The organism is Sinomonas atrocyanea, assembly GCF_001577305.1.
Lineage (GTDB): Bacteria > Actinomycetota > Actinomycetes > Actinomycetales > Micrococcaceae > Sinomonas > Sinomonas atrocyanea.
Map to the genome: position 1 here is coordinate 2,968,791 of NZ_CP014518.1, position 18,108 is coordinate 2,986,898.

The window sequence follows — 18,108 nt, forward strand, 5'->3', positions numbered from 1 at the left end:
TGGGTCAGTCGATGCCGCTCGTGGCGAGCAGCTCGCGCAGTTCACGCCGCTCGCGCTGCTTCTCCGGATCGGGCAGCGGGACCGCCGCGAGCAGGCGCTGCGTGTACGCCTCCTGCGGATTGCGCAGGATCGCATCGCGCGAGCCCTGCTCGACGATGCGGCCGCGCTGCATGACGCAGATGTAGTCCGCGAGCACGTCGATCACCGCGAGGTCGTGGGTGACGAAGAGGCACGCGAAGCCCAGCTCCTTCTGGAGCGCCTGGAACAGCTCGAGCACCTTCGCCTGCACCGAGACGTCGAGGGCGGACGTGGGCTCGTCCGCGACCATCAGCTTCGGCTTGAGCGAGAGCGCACGGGCAATGCCCACGCGCTGCTTCTGGCCGCCCGAGAGCTCGTGCGGGTACCGGTTGCGGTACCCGCGCGGGAGCTCGACCTGGTCCAGGAGCACCTCGACCTTCTTCTGCAGCTCGGCGCCCTTCGCCACGCCGGCGAGGAACATCGGCTCGCCGATGGACTCGCCGATCGGCAGACGGGGGTTGAGGGACGACGACGGGTCCTGGAACACCATGCCCACAGAACGCCGGATCTCGTGGAGCTCCTTGGAGTTCTTCTTGAGGTTGGAGATCTCGCGCCCGGTGACCATGAGCGAGCCCTCCGCGACGGGGAGCAGGCCCACGGCGGCACGGCCGATCGTCGTCTTGCCCGAGCCCGACTCGCCCACGAGGCCCACGACCTGGCCGGGGTAGACCGTGAGGTTGGCTCCCTCCACTGCCCGGAAGGCCGCGACGCGCCCCTGCTTGGGGTACTCGATCGCGACGTTCTCGAGGGACAGGACCGGTTCCCCGCGCCCCGCGGCCGCGGCGGCGTGCGACGCCAGCGCGCGCTCGTTCTCCCGCTCACGGGCCGCGAGCTCGGCCGCGTCCACCGCCTCGAGCTCAGCGCCGGTGGCCGCTGCGAGCGCGGCCGTGATGTCGACGTCGTCCGCGTCGCCTTCCCCGCCCTGCCCGAGGTGCGGGACCGCGGCCAGCAGCGCCTGGGTGTAGGGGTGCTGGGGCCGGTGGAAGATCTCCTCGGCCGAACCGGTCTCCACGATCAGGCCGCGGCGCATCACGGCGATGCGGTCGGCGAGGTCCGCGACCACGCCCATGTCGTGGGTGATGAGGATGACGGCGCTGTTGAGCTTGTCCTTGAGGTGGCGCATGAGGTCGAGGATCTCGGCCTGCACCGTCACGTCCAGCGCCGTGGTCGGCTCGTCGGCGATGAGCAGCTTGGGGTCACAGGAGAGCGACTGGGCGATCATGGCGCGCTGGCGCTGGCCGCCCGAGAGCTGGTGAGGGTAGGACTTGAACGCCTTCACCGGGTCGGGCAGCTCGACGAGCTCGAGCATCTTGATCGCCTTGGCCTTGGCCTCGTCCGGGGAGACTGCGCTGTGGAGCCGGATGGTCTCCACGATCTGGTTGCCGATCGTGTAGACGGGGTTGAGCGCGGTCATCGGCTCCTGGAAGATGACCGCGACGTCGTTGCCGCGCACGCTGCGCGTCGCTGCCACGCGGTCCTTGCCCATCAGCTCGCGGCCCATGAGCTTCACGCTGCCCGAGACCCGGCTGTTGGAGGGCAGGAGGCCGAGGAGCGCCATGGAGCTGGCCGACTTGCCCGAGCCCGACTCGCCGACGATCGCGAGGACCTCGCCCGCCTTGACCTCGTAGTTGAGGCCGATGGCGGCGGGCACCCATTCCTTCTCGACGCCGAAGTCGACGCTCAGGTCGTTGACCTCGAGGACCTTCTGGCCCTTCACGAGGTCCGCTGCGACCTTCTCGCCCTTGTTCCGGGACCTGCGGGGCTCCCCCGCTGTGCCGAGGTTCTCAGCCATCGTTGTGCTTCCTTCCGTCCGCCGCCCCGCCCGAGCGCCTCGGCTCGGGGAGCGGAATCCTGCATTCGATCAGACGTCCTGCATCATGGGGGGCATGAGCACGATGCACCATGCCGGCCCGACGGACGTCTACAGGGCCCGCAGCAACAGGCTGCTGGCCCTCCTGCTGTGGGCGCTCGCCGCCCTGGGCCTGGTGGTCACGCTCGTTCAGGCCGGGCTGCCCGGTCTGCGCTTCATCGCCCCGCTCGCCCTCATGGCGTACGCCGGCTGGGCGCTGTTCTGGCGCCCCGCCGTGGTGGTGAGCGATTCCGGCGTCGAGCTCGTCAACCCGGCGCGCCGCATCGGCGTGCCGTGGGAGGCCCTCGCGTACGTCGACACGAAGTACGCCCTCACGCTGGGTACGGCGGGCGGCCGATTCGCCGCATGGGCCGCGCCCGCGCCGGGCGCGCTCGGCGCCCGCCGCGCCCAGCCGGAGCACCTCGTAGGCCTGCCCGAGAACAGCTACGGTCCTGAGCACACGGTCCGCCCGGGCGATCTGGGGAACACCGTCTCCGGCCAGGCGGCCATCCTCGTGCGCCGCCGCTGGACCGAGCTCATGGAGCGCGGCGCGGTGGCCGCGGGCCGCGCCGACGAGACGCCCGTGTCCCTCCGGATCGAGTGGGGCATCGTGGTGCTCGGCGTGGTCCTCGTGGCGGCGGCCGCGGTGACGATCCTGGCCTGAGCCCGCGAGGGGGCGCCCGGCCGTCAGGGCACGCACGTCAGACGTTCCTGCCGCTCGGGTCCTCGGTCCGACGCTCGGGGGCTCCGCCGAACGCCTCGCTGTCCGGTACGTAGCCGGACACGGAGCTGACGCCCTCGCCGACGTCCATCGCGGTGGCCGGAGCCAGCTCCGGGCCCGCGCTCGCGTGGGTGCGGCGCGACTTCGCCTTCTTGGCGTTGAACTTCTTCTGGCGCGGGTCGAACGCGTCCCGCAGGCCGTCGCCGATGAAGTTGATGCACAGGCAGATGAGCACGATGAACAGGCCCGGCCACCAGAAGAGCCACGGCCGGGTGGAGAAGGCCTCCTGGTTCTGGGAGATGAGCAGGCCGAGCGAGGTGTCCGGGGCCTTGACCCCGACGCCCAGGTAGGACAGCGCGGTCTCGAGCAGGATCGCGGAGGACATGATGAGCGTGCCGTTGACGATCACCACGCCCACGGCATTGGGCAGGATGTGCTTGAAGATGATCCGGGCGTTCGAGGCGCCCGAGATGCGCGCGGCGTCGACGAACTCGCGCTCGCGCAGCGAGAGGAACTCGCCGCGGACCAGGCGGGCCAGGCCGACCCAGACCACGAAGCCCAAGAAGATGCCGAGCACCACGACGCCGTTGTTCGCCGCGAACTGGGCGAACCACGTGCCGGAGTCCCGGCGCCCGGCGGTCTGGGACATGACGGCCGCGAGGAGCAGCACGGGGATGATGATGATGATGTCGGTCAGGCGCATGAGGACCGCCTCGGCCCAGCCTCGGAAGTAGCCGGCGAGGGCCCCGACCACGACGCCGATGATCCCGGCCACGAGGCCGATGATGACCATGATGATGATCGACTGCTGGGCGCCGCGCATCGTCATCGCGAACAGGTCGCGTCCGATCCGGTCCTGGCCGAACGGGTGGTCGCCGAAGCTGAACGGCGCGAAGCTCCACGTGGGGGTGCCGTCGTTGACGAGCGGGGTGACCTGATCGTGCTGGTACTTCCACCAGCCCGGGATCGGTCCCCAGCCCTCGGAGGAGAAGGCGAGGATGAAGATGACCGCGAAGACGATCAGGCCGATCAGCGCGCCCGTGTGGCCGAAGAAGCGCTTGCGGACAATCTGCCCGAGGCTGAGGCCCTTGGCCTCGATGACGGGCTCGACGCCCGCCGCCGGCTCGGTCCGCTGTCCGGGGGCCGGGCTGCCGGCCACGGTCTCCTGCTGCTGAGACTGCTGGCTCATGTCACTTCACCCTAACGCGAGGATCGAGCGCGGAGTACACGAGGTCCGCGATGAGATTGAACACGAGGGCGGTGATGGCCACGCACAGGAACACGCCCATGACGGGGTTCGGATCCACGTGCGAGATGCCGTCGAGGAACATGAAGCCCATGCCCCGCACCGAGAAGACCGTCTCGGTGATCACCGCGCCGCCAATCAGCTGGCCGATGTCCAGCGCGACCACCGTGGCGATCGGGATGAGCGCGTTGCGGAACGCGTGGCGCATGACGACGCTGCGCTCGCTCACGCCCTTGGCCCGGGCGGTGCGGATGTAGTCCATGTTCATGACCTCGAGCATCGACGACCGCGTGTAGCGCGTGTAGCTCGCGAGCGAGACGAGGATGAGGGCCACGGTGGGGAGGACTAGGTGGGTGAACGAATCGATCCCCGAGGTCCAGAAGTCGCCCTGGAGGTTCGGCGTCGAGGCGCCGATGGTGGCGATCGGGCGGCCGCGGATCTTGCTGCTGTCGAAGTAGGCGGGCCAGGACTGCATGAAGCGGTCCAGCATGATCAGGCCCGCGATGAGGAACGCGGTGATCGCGCCCACGCGCATGCCCTGGCCGCGGTCGTAGCCGCCCCAGAAGTATCCGGCGGCGAGGCCGAGGGCGACCGTGATCACCGCGAGGATGACGATCATGAGCGGCGTCGCGAGGTCCAGCAGCGGCTGGACCGGGAAGTACAGGATGGCGCCGACGACGACCATGGTCAGGCCCGCGTAGAGCGCGCGGCGGTTCTGCAGGCCGGCCGCCAGGACGGTCACGCCGAAGGCGATGCCCACTCCCGCGATGAGGATGACGCCGAGGCCCAGGCCCGGGAAGCGGAACCACTGGGTGAGGTCTGCGATCACGAGGACGATGGTGACGAAGGCGAACACGATGCCGCCCACGATCGCCCTCCGCCGGAGATCGCCGCCGGCGGCGACCGCGGTGACGAGGCCGAAGACGACCCCGATGCCGAGCGCTACCGGAAGCGGGATGTTCGGGTGCGCGAGGAAGTTGTTGAACCCGATGGCGCCGTACTCCTTGAGCAGGACGGCGACCCAGAAGATCGGGAGCGAGAAGAAGAGGAAGGCCATGAACGTCACGCCGTAGTCGAGGGCGCTGTACTGGCGCAGGGCGGTGATGATGCCGAGCGCGACGCCGATGAGGATGGCGAGGATGGTGGCGCCCGTGACAAGGGTGAGGGTCTGGACGAGGGCCTGGCCGAGGGCCTGGGTGACGGGCTGGCCGGCGATGGTCTTGCCGAGGTCACACTGACCGACGACGCACCCTGCGGCGCCGCCGAGCCACTTGAAGTAGCGGATGGGCGCGGGGGTGTCCAGGTCCAGGAGTTGGGAGCGCGACTGCATGAGCTGCGCGGCATTGGGGGCAGAGCTGGCGCGGAACTCCGCTAGCGGATCCCCGGAGAGCGCGGTGAGGATGTACACCAGGAAGGACGCTCCGAGAAGGATCAGTGCTGCGGTGATGAGGCGCCGGACGACATAAGTCACCATGTTGTGTTGTACCTCTAATATGGTCCGCCCCGGAAGGATGCGGGGCGACGCTTGGGGGCCGTCGGCTTCGCCACGCGGTCGGCGCGGCGCCCGGCGGCAGGTGGCGGGATCTGCCGGGGGCGCTGCGAAGCGCCGGGACCCACGAGCTCGGTCCCGGCGCTCCGCTGCGCATCAGAACTCCGGAAGCTACTTGGTAGCCCACTCCCAGAAGTTCCACCAGACGCCGGTCTGGTTCGGCATGTACTTCACGCCGGTGACCTTGTCGCTGTACGCGTCCACCCCCACGGACTGGAACAGCGGCAGGCCGTACGAGGAGGCCCAGATCTTCTGGTCGATCTGCTTCTCGAGGTCAACCTGCTTGCTCTGGTCCGTGGTCTGGATCAGCTGGTCCATGAGCTGGTCGGCCGCCGGGTCGGAGAACTTGTTGAAGTTCGAGCCGTTGCCGGTCTTGAAGATCTGCGGGACGCCGGAGACGCCCACGCCCGGGTTGATCCAGCCGAAGATGGTGGCATCGTAGCCGCCCTTGCCGAGCGCCTTGCCCCAGTCGGACTTGCCCAGACCGCCGTCGACGATCTTGAACCCGGCCTTCGACGCGCTTGCGGCGATGAGCGTGTAGGCGTCGACGCGGTTCGGGTTGTCCTTGTTGTACATGATGCGGATCGTCGGGGTCTTGCCGGCAAGGAGCTGCTTGGCCTTGTCGATGTTGACCTGCTGGAAGTCAGCCGACCCGTTGTTCTTCACGCTGTCCGCGTAGGCGGCCTGCTGCGGGACGAAGATCTGCGAGTCGAGCGGCTTGGCGTTCGGATCGAGCTTCTTGATGATCTTGTCGACGATGTCCTGGCGCGGGACGGTCAGCATGAACGCGGTGCGCACATCCTTGTCGGCGAGCGGACCCGAGAAGTTCAGGTCGATGTGGTCGTAGGAGAGCTGGTTGCCCTGGTCGACCGTGACGCCGGGGATGGCCTTGAGCTGCTCGACCGTGTCGGACGAGGCCTGCGGGGCGATGATGTCCGCCTCGCCGTTCTTGAGCGCCTGGACCTGCGCGGGCGCCGAGCCGATGTACCGGACGACGATCGAGTCGACGTTCGGGGTCGGGCCCCAGTTGTAGTCCTTGTTGCGCACCAGGGTCATCGACTGGTCCGGGACGATGTCCTTGACGATGAACGGGCCGTTCGAGAGGAACAGGCTCGTGTCGCTCGGGAGGGTCTTGGTGTCGAAGCCGGTGTTGTAGAAGTCGGCGGCCTTCTTGAGCGTCTCGTTCGCCGGCTGCGGCTTGGACGGGTCGCCCTTCTTGATGCCCTTCATGAGGTCATAGAGCGCCTTGCCGTCGGACAGGCCCGCGTGCTTGGCCACGACGTTCGAGGGGATGTCCACGACCGAGCCGAGCGCGATCTCCCAGTCGGCGAACGCCTTGGTGTACTTGAGGGTCATCGACTTGCCGTCGGAGGACACCTCCGGGAACTCCGTGTTGTTCAGGCCCGTGGTGTCACCGGCCGTCGAGAAGTAGGAGGTTCCGGTCTTGGCCTTGGGGTCGGCGTCGTCGTACCAGCCAGAAGCTGCCGCCCACTGGAGGGCGACGTCGTACGCGGTGACAGGCGTTCCGTCGGACCACTTCACACCGTCGTTGACCGTGTACTTGACGGTCAGCGGGCTGTCGGAGACCTTCTCGAGCTTGCCGAACTTGTCGTTGTGGACGACGTTCAGCTTGTTGTCGATGTAGTAGAAACCCGAGTGCGTCGGGTAGCTGATCTTCGAGTTGATGTCGGTGTTGCCGTCAGCAGTGTTCGAGTTGAACGTGTTGAACGCGTTCACCTCGACGACCGTGACGGTACCCCCCTGCTTGGCGCCGGCCGATGCGGTGCTGGTGTTCGAACCGCCGCCCTGGGTCGCGCAGGCGCTGAGCGCGACCGCGGCAACCGCGGTGACGCCCACCGCCTTGGAAATACGCCCGAAACGCATTCCGCCTCCTCTAGTGCTTCTGTAGACGTGTGCCGGTAGCCCGGCCGCAGGCGGACCCGCCTTCCCCAGCGGATGGCGTGGCGCGCCTCACATGACCGACAGACTAGCCCGCCGCTGAGTGGGGAGGCTACGAAAGTTCCGTTTCAGATCAGCGTCGTTATCAAGATGCAACATATCTTTCAGGTTCTGGGGGCTCAGGTCTCGTATGCTCGCGCGATTGGCGTTTCCCAATCGATCGAGGGCTGCCGAGCGCGAGCCTACGCGCGGGTAGGCCGGCGCCGTCAATCACTCGAGGGCGCGTCCTCCCCCAGGGTCCAGTCGCGGATCGCTGCCGGGTCGTCCCCGAACTCGCGGGTGTATGCCCGTGCCTGCGCGAGCTCGTCCTGGTACCGCTGGCGCAGGCCCGCGCGGCGCTCGGCCAGGCCCGGGACCCGGTCGAGGACGTCGATGGCCAGATGGAACCGGTCGATCCGGTTCAGCATCGCCATGTCGAACGGGGTCGTCGTCGTGCCCTCCTCGATGTAGCCGCGCACATGCAGGTTGCGGTGGTTCGTGCGCCGGTAGGTGAGGCGGTGGATGAGCCATGGGTAGCCGTGGTAGGCGAAGACGACCGGCCGGTCTGTGGTGAACAGGGCGTCGAACTCCCGGTCCGGGAGCCCGTGCGGGTGCTCCCGCTCGTCCTGCAGGCGCATGAGGTCGACGGCGTTGACCACGCGGACCTTCAGCTCGGGCAGGTCGCGGCGCAGCATCTGGGCCGCGGCCACGGCCTCGGCGGTCGGGACGTCCCCAGCGCAGCCGAGCACCACATCCGGCTCCTGGCCGGGAACCTCGTTGCCCGCGAAGCCGAGGATCCCGATCCCCCGCGCGCAGTGCAGCCGGGCCTCGGCCGGCCCGAACCACTGCAGGGACTGGGCCTTCCCAGCGACGACGACGTTGACGTAGTCGCGGCTGCGCAGGCAGTGGTCCATGGTGGACACGAGGGTGTTCGCATCCACCGGGAGGTAGACGCGCACCACCTCGGCCTTCTTGTTGACCACGTGGTCGATGAAGCCGGGATCCTGGTGCGAGAAGCCGTTGTGGTCCTGCTGCCAGACATGGCTCGAGAGCAGGTAGGTCAGCGAGGCGACCGGCATGCGCCAGGGCAGCTCGCGGTGGACCTTGAGCCACTTGGCGTGCTGGTTGAACATCGAGTCCACGATGTGCACGAAGGCCTCGTAGGAGGTGAAGACGCCATGCCGGCCGGTCAGCAGGTAGCCCTCGAGCCAGCCCTGGCACAGGTGCTCGCTGAGGACTTCCATCACCCGGCCGGCGCGGGCCAGGTGCTCGTCCACGTCCTCGATCCGCTCCTCCCAGACCTTGTCCGTGGCGTCGTAGACGTCCTGCAGCCGGTTCGAGGCGGTCTCGTCCGGGCCGAACAGGCGGAAGTCCGTCGGGTTCGCGCGGATCACCTCGCGCAGCCAGCCTCCGAGGTTGCCCATCGCCCCCGCGCGCACGACGCCGGGCGCCTCCACCGGCACCATGTGCGCCTCCTGCTCGGGCAGCCGCAGGTCCCGCAGCAGCCGGCCGCCGTTGGCGTAGGGCGTGGCGCTCATGCGGCGGTCCCCGCGGGGGCGAGCCTGGACAGCTCGGGCGAGCGGGCGCCGTCGTGCGTGAAGAGCTCCTCCGGGCGGTAGGAGCGCATCCACGCCTCGAGCTGGGCCAGGTGCTCGGGATTCTCATGGATGGCGCTCAGCGGGACCTGGTGGGCGCGCCAGGTGCCCTCCACCGGCTTGCCGTCCACCGTGGCCGGGCCCGTCCAGCCCTTCGGGGACCGGAACACGATCATGGGCCAGGGCTCCGGCGTGGAAGACGGCGCCCGCTCCCCCGCCTCGCGCGCCCGGCGCTGGATCGCAGCGATCTCCTCGAGGCAGTCGTCGAGCGCGGCGGCGAAGTCGCGGTGCGCCTGGGCCTGCGCGGACGGGTCGGCCACCGTGACGAAGCGCGGCGCATAGCCGAGCCCCTCGAAGTACTTCCGCACCTGGTCCTCGGGGCGGCGCGCGAGGACCGTGGGATTGGCGATCTTGAACCCGTTCAGGTGCAGGATCGGCAGGACGGCGCCGTCGTGCGCCGGGTCGAGGAAGGCTGTGGACTGCCAGCTCGTCGCCAGCGGCCCCGTCTCGGCCTCGCCGTCGCCGACCACGCACGCGACCACGAGGTCGGGGTTGTCGAACGCCGCGCCGAACGCGTGGGCGAGCGAGTATCCCAGCTCGCCGCCCTCGCTGATCGAGCCCGGCGTCTCGGGCGCCGCGTGGCTCGGGATGCCGCCGGGGTAGGAGAACTGCCGGAAGAGCTCGCGGAGCGAGTCCTCGTCGTCGCCGAAGCGCGTGTAGATCTCTGAGTACGTGCCCTCCAGATAGGCGTTGGCGACGTTGGCCGGGCCGCCGTGCCCCGGTCCGGTGACGAAGAGCATCGCCTGCTCGCGTTCGATGATGGCGCGGTTGAGGTGGGCGTAGATGAAGTTCAGGCCCGTCGTGGTGCCCCAGTGGCCCAGGAGGCGCGCCTTGACATGCTCTCCGGCGAGCGGCTCCCTCAGGAGCGGGTTGTCGCGGAGGTAGATCTGGCCCACCGAGAGGTAGTTCGCCGCCCGCCACCAGCGGTGGAGGTCTTCGAGGCGCTCGTCGGTCAGGGTCGTCGCTGCGTCGGTGGCTGTCATGGCTCGGGCCCGCCTTCTGCGTCGGCTGCCGCGGCGCACGTGGCGCCCTCGGCCGGTCCCTGCCCAGCCTAGCGAGGTGAGCCGACATTGTCGGCGCCGCAGGCGCACGTTTGCCGGCGCCCTCGGCTGGGAACGGTGACACCATGAGCGATGCTCCGGACTACCGTGCTGCCCTCTCCCTGCTCTGCCCGCTCTCCGACCCTGAGACGGGGACGCTGCTGCGGTTCGACGGGACCTTCTGGCCCACCGACGAGCCCACCTCGATGACCGCCCTCGGCCTCCTCCCGGACGCTGCCGTGCACAGGCTGGTGGAGGAGTTCCCGCAGGCGGCGCGGCCCGCCCGGCACCACGTCGGCACGGCGGTGGAGATGCTCGCGGCCGCGGTCGAGGACTATCGCGGCACGCGCGGCCGGGACTGGTCGGCGCTCCCGTCCGCCTGCGCCGCCCTGAGGGCAGACGTCGCCAATGCCCTCGCGTACCGGGAAGTGCTCGACGCCGTCTGCGGCGCCGAGGACGACGACGGGTGGCGGGAGAGCGCGCTGCCGGTCGCACTCGCCGCATTCGAGACCGGCGAGGCGCCCACGGAGACCCACGAGGAAGGGACGGCGGCCCTGGTCACGACCGACTACCTGACCGCGGAAAGGGACGTCCGCGAGCGTGCCGGGGCCTTCCTCATGGCCTTCACGCTCGCCCCAGAATGTCCCAGCGCCCCGCCGAGGATGTCCAGCGCCGGCGAGCCCGACGGTCCGGTCACCGCGTTCGCCCGCGAGCACCTCCACCAGCCGCGCCTGTACGCCGAGGCCGTCCGGGCGCAGCGCACGCTGGATCCGCAGGCGCTCGCACCAGTCATCGCCCAGCGGGCGCCCGTTCCCGCTGCCCTTCCCTGGGGAGCATGAGGCGCTGCCTCCGACTGCTGACGGCAACCGGGAGTTCGAGGCGGCTCCGTCTGGGTAACGGCCCAACGGCGGTGGCAGGCCGGACCGATGTGCAGGACACCGGGGCGCACCGGCGCTGCCACCGCCACCTGCGCGCCGCGCTTCGGCGGCAGGCCGTCAGGGGCTCAGGGTTCTCCGCCGGCGACCAGGGGACCTGCGTGGCCGCCCGCGCACAGCCAGGCCCCGTCTGCACGGACCCAGACCTGCGTCATCATCATCCGGCGCGTTTCTGGCTGACCGCCTCGACTGACCTCGTCCGTCGCCTCGGTCTGCAGCAGCGCCGCGCCACCGAAGAGCCCTATCCGAGGGGACCCGAGGTCCTGCGCCAGCCAGCGCAACTCCCCGGCCGTGTTCCCGGCGATGTAGGAGTCCCGGTCGAACCGCTCCCCCGTGTGCGAGACCCATTGGAAGCCCGGGTGCAGCAATCGGCGCAGAGCCTGCGCGTCGCGGGCCACGAGGGCCTCCGCCCGGGCCATCGCGGCCGCGACCACCTCGTCCCTGGCGTCCATGGGAGGACTTTACGTTCCCCGAACAGTGGCCGAACAGGACTCTTTCCGAAGCGCCCCATCATCGCAACGGAGCGGGACAATACGGGCAGGGCGTGGAAGGACAGTGCCGTGAATCCCAGGACGAGGCAGAGACCCAAGGATCCGAAGGCAGCAGCCGGTCAACAGCCGAGCAGGCGCCGGCGCCTGGGGCTGTGGGCGGCCCGGCATCCGTCCCTCGCCGCGCTGTCCGCCGTGGCCGTCCTGGTCCTCATCCTCGGCGGCGGGTTCTTTGCCGCGACGGCCCGCACGGCGGGGGCCGGGCCAGCCATTCCCGGGATCTCGAAGATCCAGCATGTGGTGATCATCATGCAGGAGAACCGCTCGTTCGACAGCTACTTCGGCACGTTCCCGGGTGCCGATGGCATCCCCATGAGCAACGGAGTCCCGACGGTCTGCGTCCCGGATCCGGCGTCCGTCGCGTGTGTACGGCCATATTACGATCCGGCAGATCGGAATTCCGGGGGCCCGCATGGCCAGGCCAACGCGACGGCAGACGTCGATGGCGGGAAGATGGACGGATTCATCGCCCAGGCCGAGCAGGCAGCCTCCCACTGCGCGGCGAATGAACCCTCCTGCGCGGGTGGCGGCACGACCGATGTCATGGGCTACCACGACGGCAGCGACCTGCCGAACTACTGGGCATACGCGAAGGACTTCACGCTCCAGGACCACATGTTCGAGCCGAACGCCTCGTGGAGCCTGCCGGCCCACCTGTACATGGTGTCCGAGTGGTCAGCCAAGTGCAGCACAGCGGGGGATCCCCAGTCGTGCGTCAACGCCCTGCAGAACCCCGGCAATCCGCCCGACTTCGGCAACGGCTTGAGGAACACCCTCATCGGCAAGTGCCGTGCCGGGCTCGGGACCACGGCGTGTCAGAGTGCCCTCAACTCCGCCGGAATCAGCCCGGATCTGGCAGCCAGCCTGCATACCTTCATCACCCAGCACTGCAAGGCGACCGATTCCTTCGCCACATGCCAGACCGCCATCGACCAGGCCCAGCTCCCGGACAGTCTCAAGCAGAAGCTCCTCGCCGCCGCCCAGCAGATAGCGCCGCCGGACTACGCGTGGACCGATCTGACCTACCTGCTGCACCAGCAGAACGTCTCGTGGGGCTATTACGTCTTCAACGGCACGGAACCGGACTGCCGCGACGACTCCGCCGTCACCTGCGCCCCGGTCACGCAGAACGCGAAGACGCCGGGGATCTGGAACCCTCTCCCCTACTTCGACACCGTCAAGCAGGACGGCCAGCTCGGCAACATCCAGTCACTCACCAACTTCTACACAGCGGCCAAGGACGGCACCCTCCCTGCCGTGAGCTGGATCGACCCGACTGGGGCGGTCAGCGAGCATCCACCGGCCCTCGTCAGTACGGGGCAGGCCTACGTCACCGGGCTCGTCAACGCCATCATGGCCGGTCCCGACTGGGACAGCACAGCCATCTTCCTCTCGTGGGACGACTGGGGCGGGTTCTACGACCACGTGGCTCCGCCGACCGTCGACCAGAACGGCTACGGGCTGCGCGTGCCCGGCATCGTCATCAGCCCGTACGCGAAGAAGGGGTACATCGACCACCAGACCCTCAGCCACGATGCGTACGTGAAGTTCATCGAGGACGACTTCCTCCACGGGCAGCGCCTCGACCCGGCCACGGACAGCCGACCCGACCCCCGTCCCGACGTCCGCGAGAACAGTCCGCTCCTGGGCAACCTCGCCGAGGACTTCGACTTCAATCAGACGCCGTCTCCACCGGTCATCCTTCCCAACGCCGCCACCTACTGACGGTCACAGCCATGGGAGGACTGACCGATACGAGCCCGTAGCGAGGCAGAAGGAACGCGGCTAGACGTTGAAGCGGAACTCGACCACGTCGCCGTCGGCCATCACGTAGTCCTTGCCTTCGATCCGGACCTTGCCGCGGGCCTTGGCCTCGCTCATCGACCCCGCGTCGATGAGGTCCTCGAAGTGCACGACCTCGGCCTTGATGAAGCCGCGCTGGAAGTCGGAGTGGATCACGCCGGCGGCCTGGGGCGCGGTGTCGCCCTGGCGGATGGTCCAGGCGCGAGCCTCCTTGGGTCCGGCCGTGAGGTAGGTCTGGAGGCCCAGGGTGTGGAAACCCACGCGGGCGAGCTGGTCGAGACCGGACTCGTCCTGTCCGTTCATCTCGAGCATCTCGCGCGCCTCCTCCTCGGAGAGCTCAACGAGGTCCGCCTCGAGCTTGGCGTCGAGGAAGATCGCATCCGCCGGGGCCACGAGGGCGCGCAGCTCTGCCTGCTTCTCGGGGCTGCCCAGGATGCCCTCGTCCGCGTTGAAGACGTAGATGAAGGGCTTGGCGGTGAGGAGGTTGAGCTCCTTGAGGTGCTCCATGTCGAGCTTGTCCGAGGCGATCGAGGAGAAGATCGTGTCGCCGCGCTCGAGGACCTTCTTCGCGGCCTCGATGGCGGCGAGCTCGGCGGCCTCGCGCTTCTTGATCTTCACTTCCTTCTCGACGCGCGGAAGGGCCTTCTCGATGGTCTGGAGGTCGGCGAGGATCAGCTCGGTGTTGATGGTCTCCATATCGGAGCGCGGATCCACCTTGCCGTCCACGTGCACCACGTCGGGGTCGTCGAAGACGCGGATGACCTGGGCGATCGCCTGGGCCTCGCGGATGTTGGCGAGGAACTGGTTGCCGAGGCCCTCGCCCTCGGAGGCGCCCTTGACGATGCCTGCGATGTCGACGAAGGAGACCGTCGCGGGGAGGATGCGGGCACTGCCGAAGATCTCGGCGAGCTTGTCCAGCCGCGGATCAGGGAGGCTCACCACGCCCACATTCGGCTCGATCGTGGCGAACGGGTAGTTCGCCGCGAGAACCTGGTTGCGGGTCAGGGCATTGAAGAGCGTCGACTTGCCGACGTTGGGGAGACCGACGATTCCGATAGTGAGAGCCACGGTCATCCATCATACCGGCGCGCAGGCCGCCTCCCCCGCCGGGAACGGCGGCCGAGAATTGTCGGTGCCGCGTGCGACAGTGGGCCCATGGACGGAACGCAGATTCTCGTGATGGTGCTCGTGGCGCTGCTCGCCTTCGTGCTAGGGGCGCTGGCCGGGGCCGCGCGGCAGCGGCGGAAGGCCGCGCACGACGGCGGCGACCTCCCCGCGCTGCAGTCCCGCCTGGCGTCGGCGGAGGCAGCCCTGGCCGCCGCGGGCGCGGAGCGGGACCTCTTGGCGCGGCAGAACGCCGCCCTCACCTCGCTCGACGAACAGGAGAACACCGTCCTCCATGCCCTCGCCCCGGTGGCGGAGAAGCTCAGTGCCGTCCAGCGCGCCGTCGCCGTGCTCGAACGCGATCGGGTGGAGCAGTTCGGCCAGCTCGCCCAGCAGCTGCAGGACGCCCGGGCCTCGGACGCGGCGCTGCTGCAGACGGCGCACGCCCTGACCGCGGCGCTCGCGAACAACTCCTCCCGCGGGACGTGGGGCGAGATCCAGCTGCGCCGGGTGGTCGAGGCCGCGGGGATGCTCGACCGCGTGGACTTCGCGGAGCAGGTCTCCACCTCGGGCGACGGCGGTGCAGTCCGGCCCGACCTCGTGGTGCAGCTGCCGGGCGGGAAGCAGATCGTCGTCGACTCCAAGGTGCCACTCGGGGCCTACCTCAAGGCCCAGGAGCACGCGCAGGACCAGAGCCCTGCGGGCCTCGCGCAGCGGGACCGGCACCTCGCCGAGCATGCCAAGGCGCTGCGGGCGCATGTGGACGCCCTTGGGAGCAAGAAGTACTGGGAGGCCGTCGGGTCCAGTCCGGAACTGGTCGTCTGCTTCCTCCCCGCTGAGTCCTTCCTGGCCGAGGCGCTCCGCGCCGACGCCGGGCTGCTCGACTACGCCTTCGGACGCAACGTGGCGCTCGCATCTCCGGCGACGCTCATGGCCCTCCTCAAGGGGGTCGCCTTCGGCTGGCGGCAGGAGCTCCTCACCGAGAACGCGCGCGAGCTGTTTGACCTCTCCCAGCAGCTCTATGGGCGGCTGAGCACGATGGGCGGCCACGTGGCCCGCCTCGGGTCCTCCCTCAAGGGGTCCGTGGAACGGTACAACGCGTTCATCGGTGCCCTCGAGTCCCGGGTCCTCCCGACCGCGCGCCGGATCAGCGCGCTCGATCTCGGCTCGCCGGAGACCCTGCCGGAGCTGCCTCCCGTCGAGACGACGCCCCGCGTGCTGAGCGCGAGCGAGCTCCTCGACGAGCAGATGTGGAAGGACAACGGGATCACGGCACTGCCGGGCACGCTCGGGGGCACCTCGGCGGAAGCAGCCTCGGGCGAGGGCGCCCAGGAACTCCACGAGGGCGCCGAGGGCTCGCGGCGGCATTCGGCCTGAGCCGGGCGGGCCGCGTGCCCTCGCGGTGGCGCGGGCTTCCTTGGCGTCAACGGCCGAGCGCGCGGACCACGCCGAGGTCACGGGCGGGGCCCGCCGACGCCGGGTCCGGCGCCGACCGAGGTCCGGGGCCGGGCCGTAAAACCGGCCGTCGGGACGCCACTCCCCCATCCGGCAACTGGAAAAGTGCCGTTCTCGCCAGGAAGTCTGCGCCTCGGGGACTTTCCGCGCAAAACGGGACTTCCACCGCTTTGGGCTCGTCCCGGCATCCCCGTGCAGATCGGACTGACGCGACGTCATGAAGGGCCCCGTCAGGCTCTCGCGGGCGACCTCGGCGTCAGCTCTGGGGGCGGCGCCCCCGGCCACCGAGGCCGCGACTCGCGTCGCCGGCGTCGCGCAGGGTCGCGCGGAGCTCCTTGGGGAGCGAGAAGAGGATGTCCTCCTCCGCCGTGACGACCTCCTCGACGGTGCCGTACCCGTACTCGGCGGCGAGCCGCAGGACGTCCTGGACGAGCACATCCGGGACGGACGCGCCGGAGGTCAGGCCGATCGTCTCGACCCCCTCGAACCAGGACTCATCCACCTCGTTGGCGAAGTCGACCCGGTGGGCGGCCTTCGCACCGTACTCGAGGGCGACCTCCATGAGCCTGACGGAGTTCGACGAGTTGGCCGATCCGACCACGATGACGAGGTCGGCCTGCGGGGCGATCTTCTTGATCGCCGCCTGGCGGTTCGACGTGGCGTAGCAGATGTCGTCGCTGGGCGGATCCTGGAGGTTGGGGAACCGCTCGCGCAGCCGGCGCACCGTCTCCATCGTCTCGTCGACGGAGAGCGTGGTCTGCGAGAGCCAGATGAGCTTGTCCGGGTCCTTGACCTGGATGGTGTCGGCCTCCTCGGGAGAGTTCACGACCTGCGTGTTCTCCGGGGCCTCGCCGTACGTGCCCTCGACCTCCTCGTGGCCCTCGTGGCCGATGAGAAGGATCTCGTAGTCGTCCCGGGCGAAGCGGACGGCCTCGCGGTGCACCTTGGTCACGAGCGGGCACGTCGCGTCGATGGTCCGCAGCCCGCGCTCCTCGGCAGAGCGCACGACGGCGGGGCTCACCCCGTGCGCGGAGAAGACGACGAGGGCGCCCTCGGGGACCTCGTCGGTCTCCTCGACGAAGACCGCGCCGCGCTCCTCGAGGGTCTCGACGACATGCCGGTTGTGCACGATCTGCTTGCGCACGTACACCGGGGCGCCATAGTGCTCGAGCGCCTTCTCGACGGCGATGACGGCCCGGTCGACCCCCGCACAGTATCCCCGCGGGGCCGCGAGCAGGACCTTCTTCTCGCCGGCGACGGGAACCGCGGCGGCCACGTCCTCCGGCGCGCGGCGCCGCCGCGGGACCGTGGGCATGGACAGGGGAACCGAGGTGACACTCATGGATTCCATGCTACCGGCGCCCGCTGACCGCACGGCGCCGGACGCCGAGCGCGATCGCGAGGATCAGGAAGGCCGCCCCGACGAGGGCCACGACCCCGCCCACGGCAGGAACGAGTCGGCGAAGAGCTTCCCTGCCCGCGTCGCGAAGACGGTTGCCACGCTTCCCGAGCCGCCCTGGGCCGAGGCCACTCCCGAGGCGAGGAACGCCCCTGCGGCGAGCACCGCGGCGACCAGGAGCAGGCCCAGGCCGGACCAGCCGAGGGCGACCCGGCGGCGTCGTGCGAAGAGGAGCCCGAGCGCGAAGGCGAGCACGGCCCCCACCGTGAGCGGCCAGGCGTACGAGGCCGCTTCCTGGGCAGCGGTGAGCCAGGAGCGCTGCTGCGCCGTGCCCACCGGCACCTGGATGCTCGGCGCCTGGCCCGCCTGCACGCCGAGGCTCGAGCCGAGCCTCTTGAGCAGGACGTCGACGAACGGCCGCAGCTCGAGCGTGAAGGTGGAGTTCGACGCCGCGGCCTGGCTGAAGTTGAGCCGGTGGCTCTCGCGCAGCGTCTCGTCCCACGCGCCGGGGAAGCCCGGGTCCGTGGTCAGGCCGTTGGTGATCTCGTTCGCGAGGCGCGTCGCCGCCGGCTGGAACGCCTGAGGGACGCCGGAGGCCGAGGCGACGGTGGTCGCGAGCGAGTTCGCGAGCGCGGACTGGAACGCGGCGTCGCTGCGCAGCGGTTCGAGGAGGCGGACGAATCCGCCCTCGTCCACCACGTTGCGCTCGATCCACAGCGAGGGGACGGCGGCAGCGGTGAGCACCACGGCGAGGAGGATGGACAGGGCGGAGAGAACGGAGCGCATGG

At 69.6% G+C, this 18,108-nt stretch carries 12 protein-coding genes and 1 pseudogene; 4 read left to right on the forward strand and 9 right to left on the reverse strand.

Going from position 1 to position 18,108, the window contains the following annotated elements:
• Positions 1 to 4: 4 nt before the first annotated feature.
• Complete coding sequence (locus SA2016_RS13655; RefSeq protein ID WP_084249525.1) at positions 5 to 1,870, reverse strand: ABC transporter ATP-binding protein; 1,866 nt, start codon at positions 1,868 to 1,870, stop codon at positions 5 to 7.
• A 94-nt stretch (positions 1,871 to 1,964) separates the two neighbouring features.
• On the opposite strand from SA2016_RS13655, the gene SA2016_RS13660 reads away from it, so the two are divergent.
• A complete protein-coding gene (locus SA2016_RS13660; protein ID WP_066499033.1) occupies positions 1,965 to 2,591 on the forward strand; it encodes a PH domain-containing protein in 627 nt (208 codons plus the stop codon).
• A gap of 37 nt (positions 2,592 to 2,628) precedes the next feature.
• Here the strand turns inward: SA2016_RS13660 and SA2016_RS13665 are convergent, their stop codons facing one another.
• From SA2016_RS13665 to SA2016_RS13680, 4 genes and pseudogenes are all read right to left on the reverse strand, one after another.
• On the reverse strand, positions 2,629 to 3,837 hold the full coding sequence (locus SA2016_RS13665; protein WP_084249526.1) for an ABC transporter permease: 1,209 nt from the start codon (positions 3,835 to 3,837) through the stop codon (positions 2,629 to 2,631).
• A gap of 1 nt (position 3,838) precedes the next feature.
• Positions 3,839 to 5,368 carry an ABC transporter permease gene (locus tag SA2016_RS13670; protein WP_066499035.1) on the reverse strand — a complete coding sequence of 510 codons (1,530 nt, stop codon included), beginning with the start codon at positions 5,366 to 5,368 and terminating at the stop codon, positions 3,839 to 3,841.
• A gap of 186 nt (positions 5,369 to 5,554) precedes the next feature.
• Complete coding sequence (locus tag SA2016_RS13675; RefSeq protein WP_066499037.1) at positions 5,555 to 7,327, reverse strand: ABC transporter family substrate-binding protein; 1,773 nt, start codon at positions 7,325 to 7,327, stop codon at positions 5,555 to 5,557.
• 281 nt (positions 7,328 to 7,608) lie between these two features.
• Positions 7,609 to 10,019 (reverse strand): annotated as a pseudogene (locus tag SA2016_RS13680) (phosphoketolase family protein).
• 143 nt (positions 10,020 to 10,162) lie between these two features.
• On the opposite strand from SA2016_RS13680, the gene SA2016_RS13685 reads away from it, so the two are divergent.
• Positions 10,163 to 10,915: a hypothetical protein gene (locus SA2016_RS13685; RefSeq protein ID WP_066499038.1), complete on the forward strand. Its 753-nt coding sequence runs from the start codon at positions 10,163 to 10,165 to the stop codon at positions 10,913 to 10,915.
• A 164-nt stretch (positions 10,916 to 11,079) separates the two neighbouring features.
• Here the strand turns inward: SA2016_RS13685 and SA2016_RS13690 are convergent, their stop codons facing one another.
• Positions 11,080 to 11,463, reverse strand: coding sequence for a nuclear transport factor 2 family protein (locus SA2016_RS13690; protein ID WP_066499044.1), 384 nt, complete (start codon positions 11,461 to 11,463; stop codon positions 11,080 to 11,082).
• 231 nt (positions 11,464 to 11,694) lie between these two features.
• On the opposite strand from SA2016_RS13690, the gene SA2016_RS13695 reads away from it, so the two are divergent.
• Positions 11,695 to 13,284, forward strand: a complete 1,590-nt coding sequence (locus SA2016_RS13695; RefSeq protein ID WP_257125767.1) for an alkaline phosphatase family protein — start codon at positions 11,695 to 11,697, stop codon at positions 13,282 to 13,284.
• A 60-nt stretch (positions 13,285 to 13,344) separates the two neighbouring features.
• On the opposite strand, the gene ychF is transcribed toward SA2016_RS13695, so the two are convergent.
• Positions 13,345 to 14,430 (reverse strand): redox-regulated ATPase YchF, encoded by a 1,086-nt coding sequence (ychF, locus tag SA2016_RS13700; RefSeq protein ID WP_066502566.1) that lies wholly within the window; start codon positions 14,428 to 14,430, stop codon positions 13,345 to 13,347.
• A gap of 87 nt (positions 14,431 to 14,517) precedes the next feature.
• On the opposite strand from ychF, the gene SA2016_RS13705 reads away from it, so the two are divergent.
• A complete protein-coding gene (locus tag SA2016_RS13705; RefSeq protein ID WP_084249527.1) occupies positions 14,518 to 15,843 on the forward strand; it encodes a DNA recombination protein RmuC in 1,326 nt (441 codons plus the stop codon).
• 334 nt (positions 15,844 to 16,177) lie between these two features.
• Here SA2016_RS13705 and SA2016_RS13710 read toward each other — a convergent pair whose 3' ends face one another.
• Both SA2016_RS13710 and SA2016_RS13715 read right to left on the reverse strand, forming a co-directional pair.
• Positions 16,178 to 17,263: a 4-hydroxy-3-methylbut-2-enyl diphosphate reductase gene (locus SA2016_RS13710; RefSeq protein WP_066499046.1), complete on the reverse strand. Its 1,086-nt coding sequence runs from the start codon at positions 17,261 to 17,263 to the stop codon at positions 16,178 to 16,180.
• Positions 17,264 to 17,326: 63 nt separating this feature from the next.
• On the reverse strand, positions 17,327 to 18,106 hold the full coding sequence (locus SA2016_RS13715) for a hypothetical protein (RefSeq protein ID WP_066499047.1): 780 nt from the start codon (positions 18,104 to 18,106) through the stop codon (positions 17,327 to 17,329).
• Between the last annotated feature and the right edge of the window lie 2 nt (positions 18,107 to 18,108).

Bases quoted from the DNA above. Each gene is read 5' to 3' on its own strand.
- SA2016_RS13655 (WP_084249525.1), bottom strand. From the start codon at position 1,870: ATGGCTGAGAACCTCGGCACAGCGGGGGAGCCCCGCAGGTCCCGGAAC.
- SA2016_RS13660 (WP_066499033.1), top strand. From the start codon at position 1,965: ATGAGCACGATGCACCATGCCGGCCCGACGGACGTCTACAGGGCCCGC.
- SA2016_RS13665 (WP_084249526.1), bottom strand. From the start codon at position 3,837: ATGAGCCAGCAGTCTCAGCAGCAGGAGACCGTGGCCGGCAGCCCGGCC.
- SA2016_RS13670 (WP_066499035.1), bottom strand. From the start codon at position 5,368: ATGGTGACTTATGTCGTCCGGCGCCTCATCACCGCAGCACTGATCCTT.
- SA2016_RS13675 (WP_066499037.1), bottom strand. From the start codon at position 7,327: ATGCGTTTCGGGCGTATTTCCAAGGCGGTGGGCGTCACCGCGGTTGCC.
- SA2016_RS13685 (WP_066499038.1), top strand. From the start codon at position 10,163: ATGAGCGATGCTCCGGACTACCGTGCTGCCCTCTCCCTGCTCTGCCCG.
- SA2016_RS13690 (WP_066499044.1), bottom strand. From the start codon at position 11,463: ATGGACGCCAGGGACGAGGTGGTCGCGGCCGCGATGGCCCGGGCGGAG.
- SA2016_RS13705 (WP_084249527.1), top strand. From the start codon at position 14,518: ATGGACGGAACGCAGATTCTCGTGATGGTGCTCGTGGCGCTGCTCGCC.
- SA2016_RS13710 (WP_066499046.1), bottom strand. From the start codon at position 17,263: ATGAGTGTCACCTCGGTTCCCCTGTCCATGCCCACGGTCCCGCGGCGG.
- SA2016_RS13715 (WP_066499047.1), bottom strand. From the start codon at position 18,106: ATGCGCTCCGTTCTCTCCGCCCTGTCCATCCTCCTCGCCGTGGTGCTC.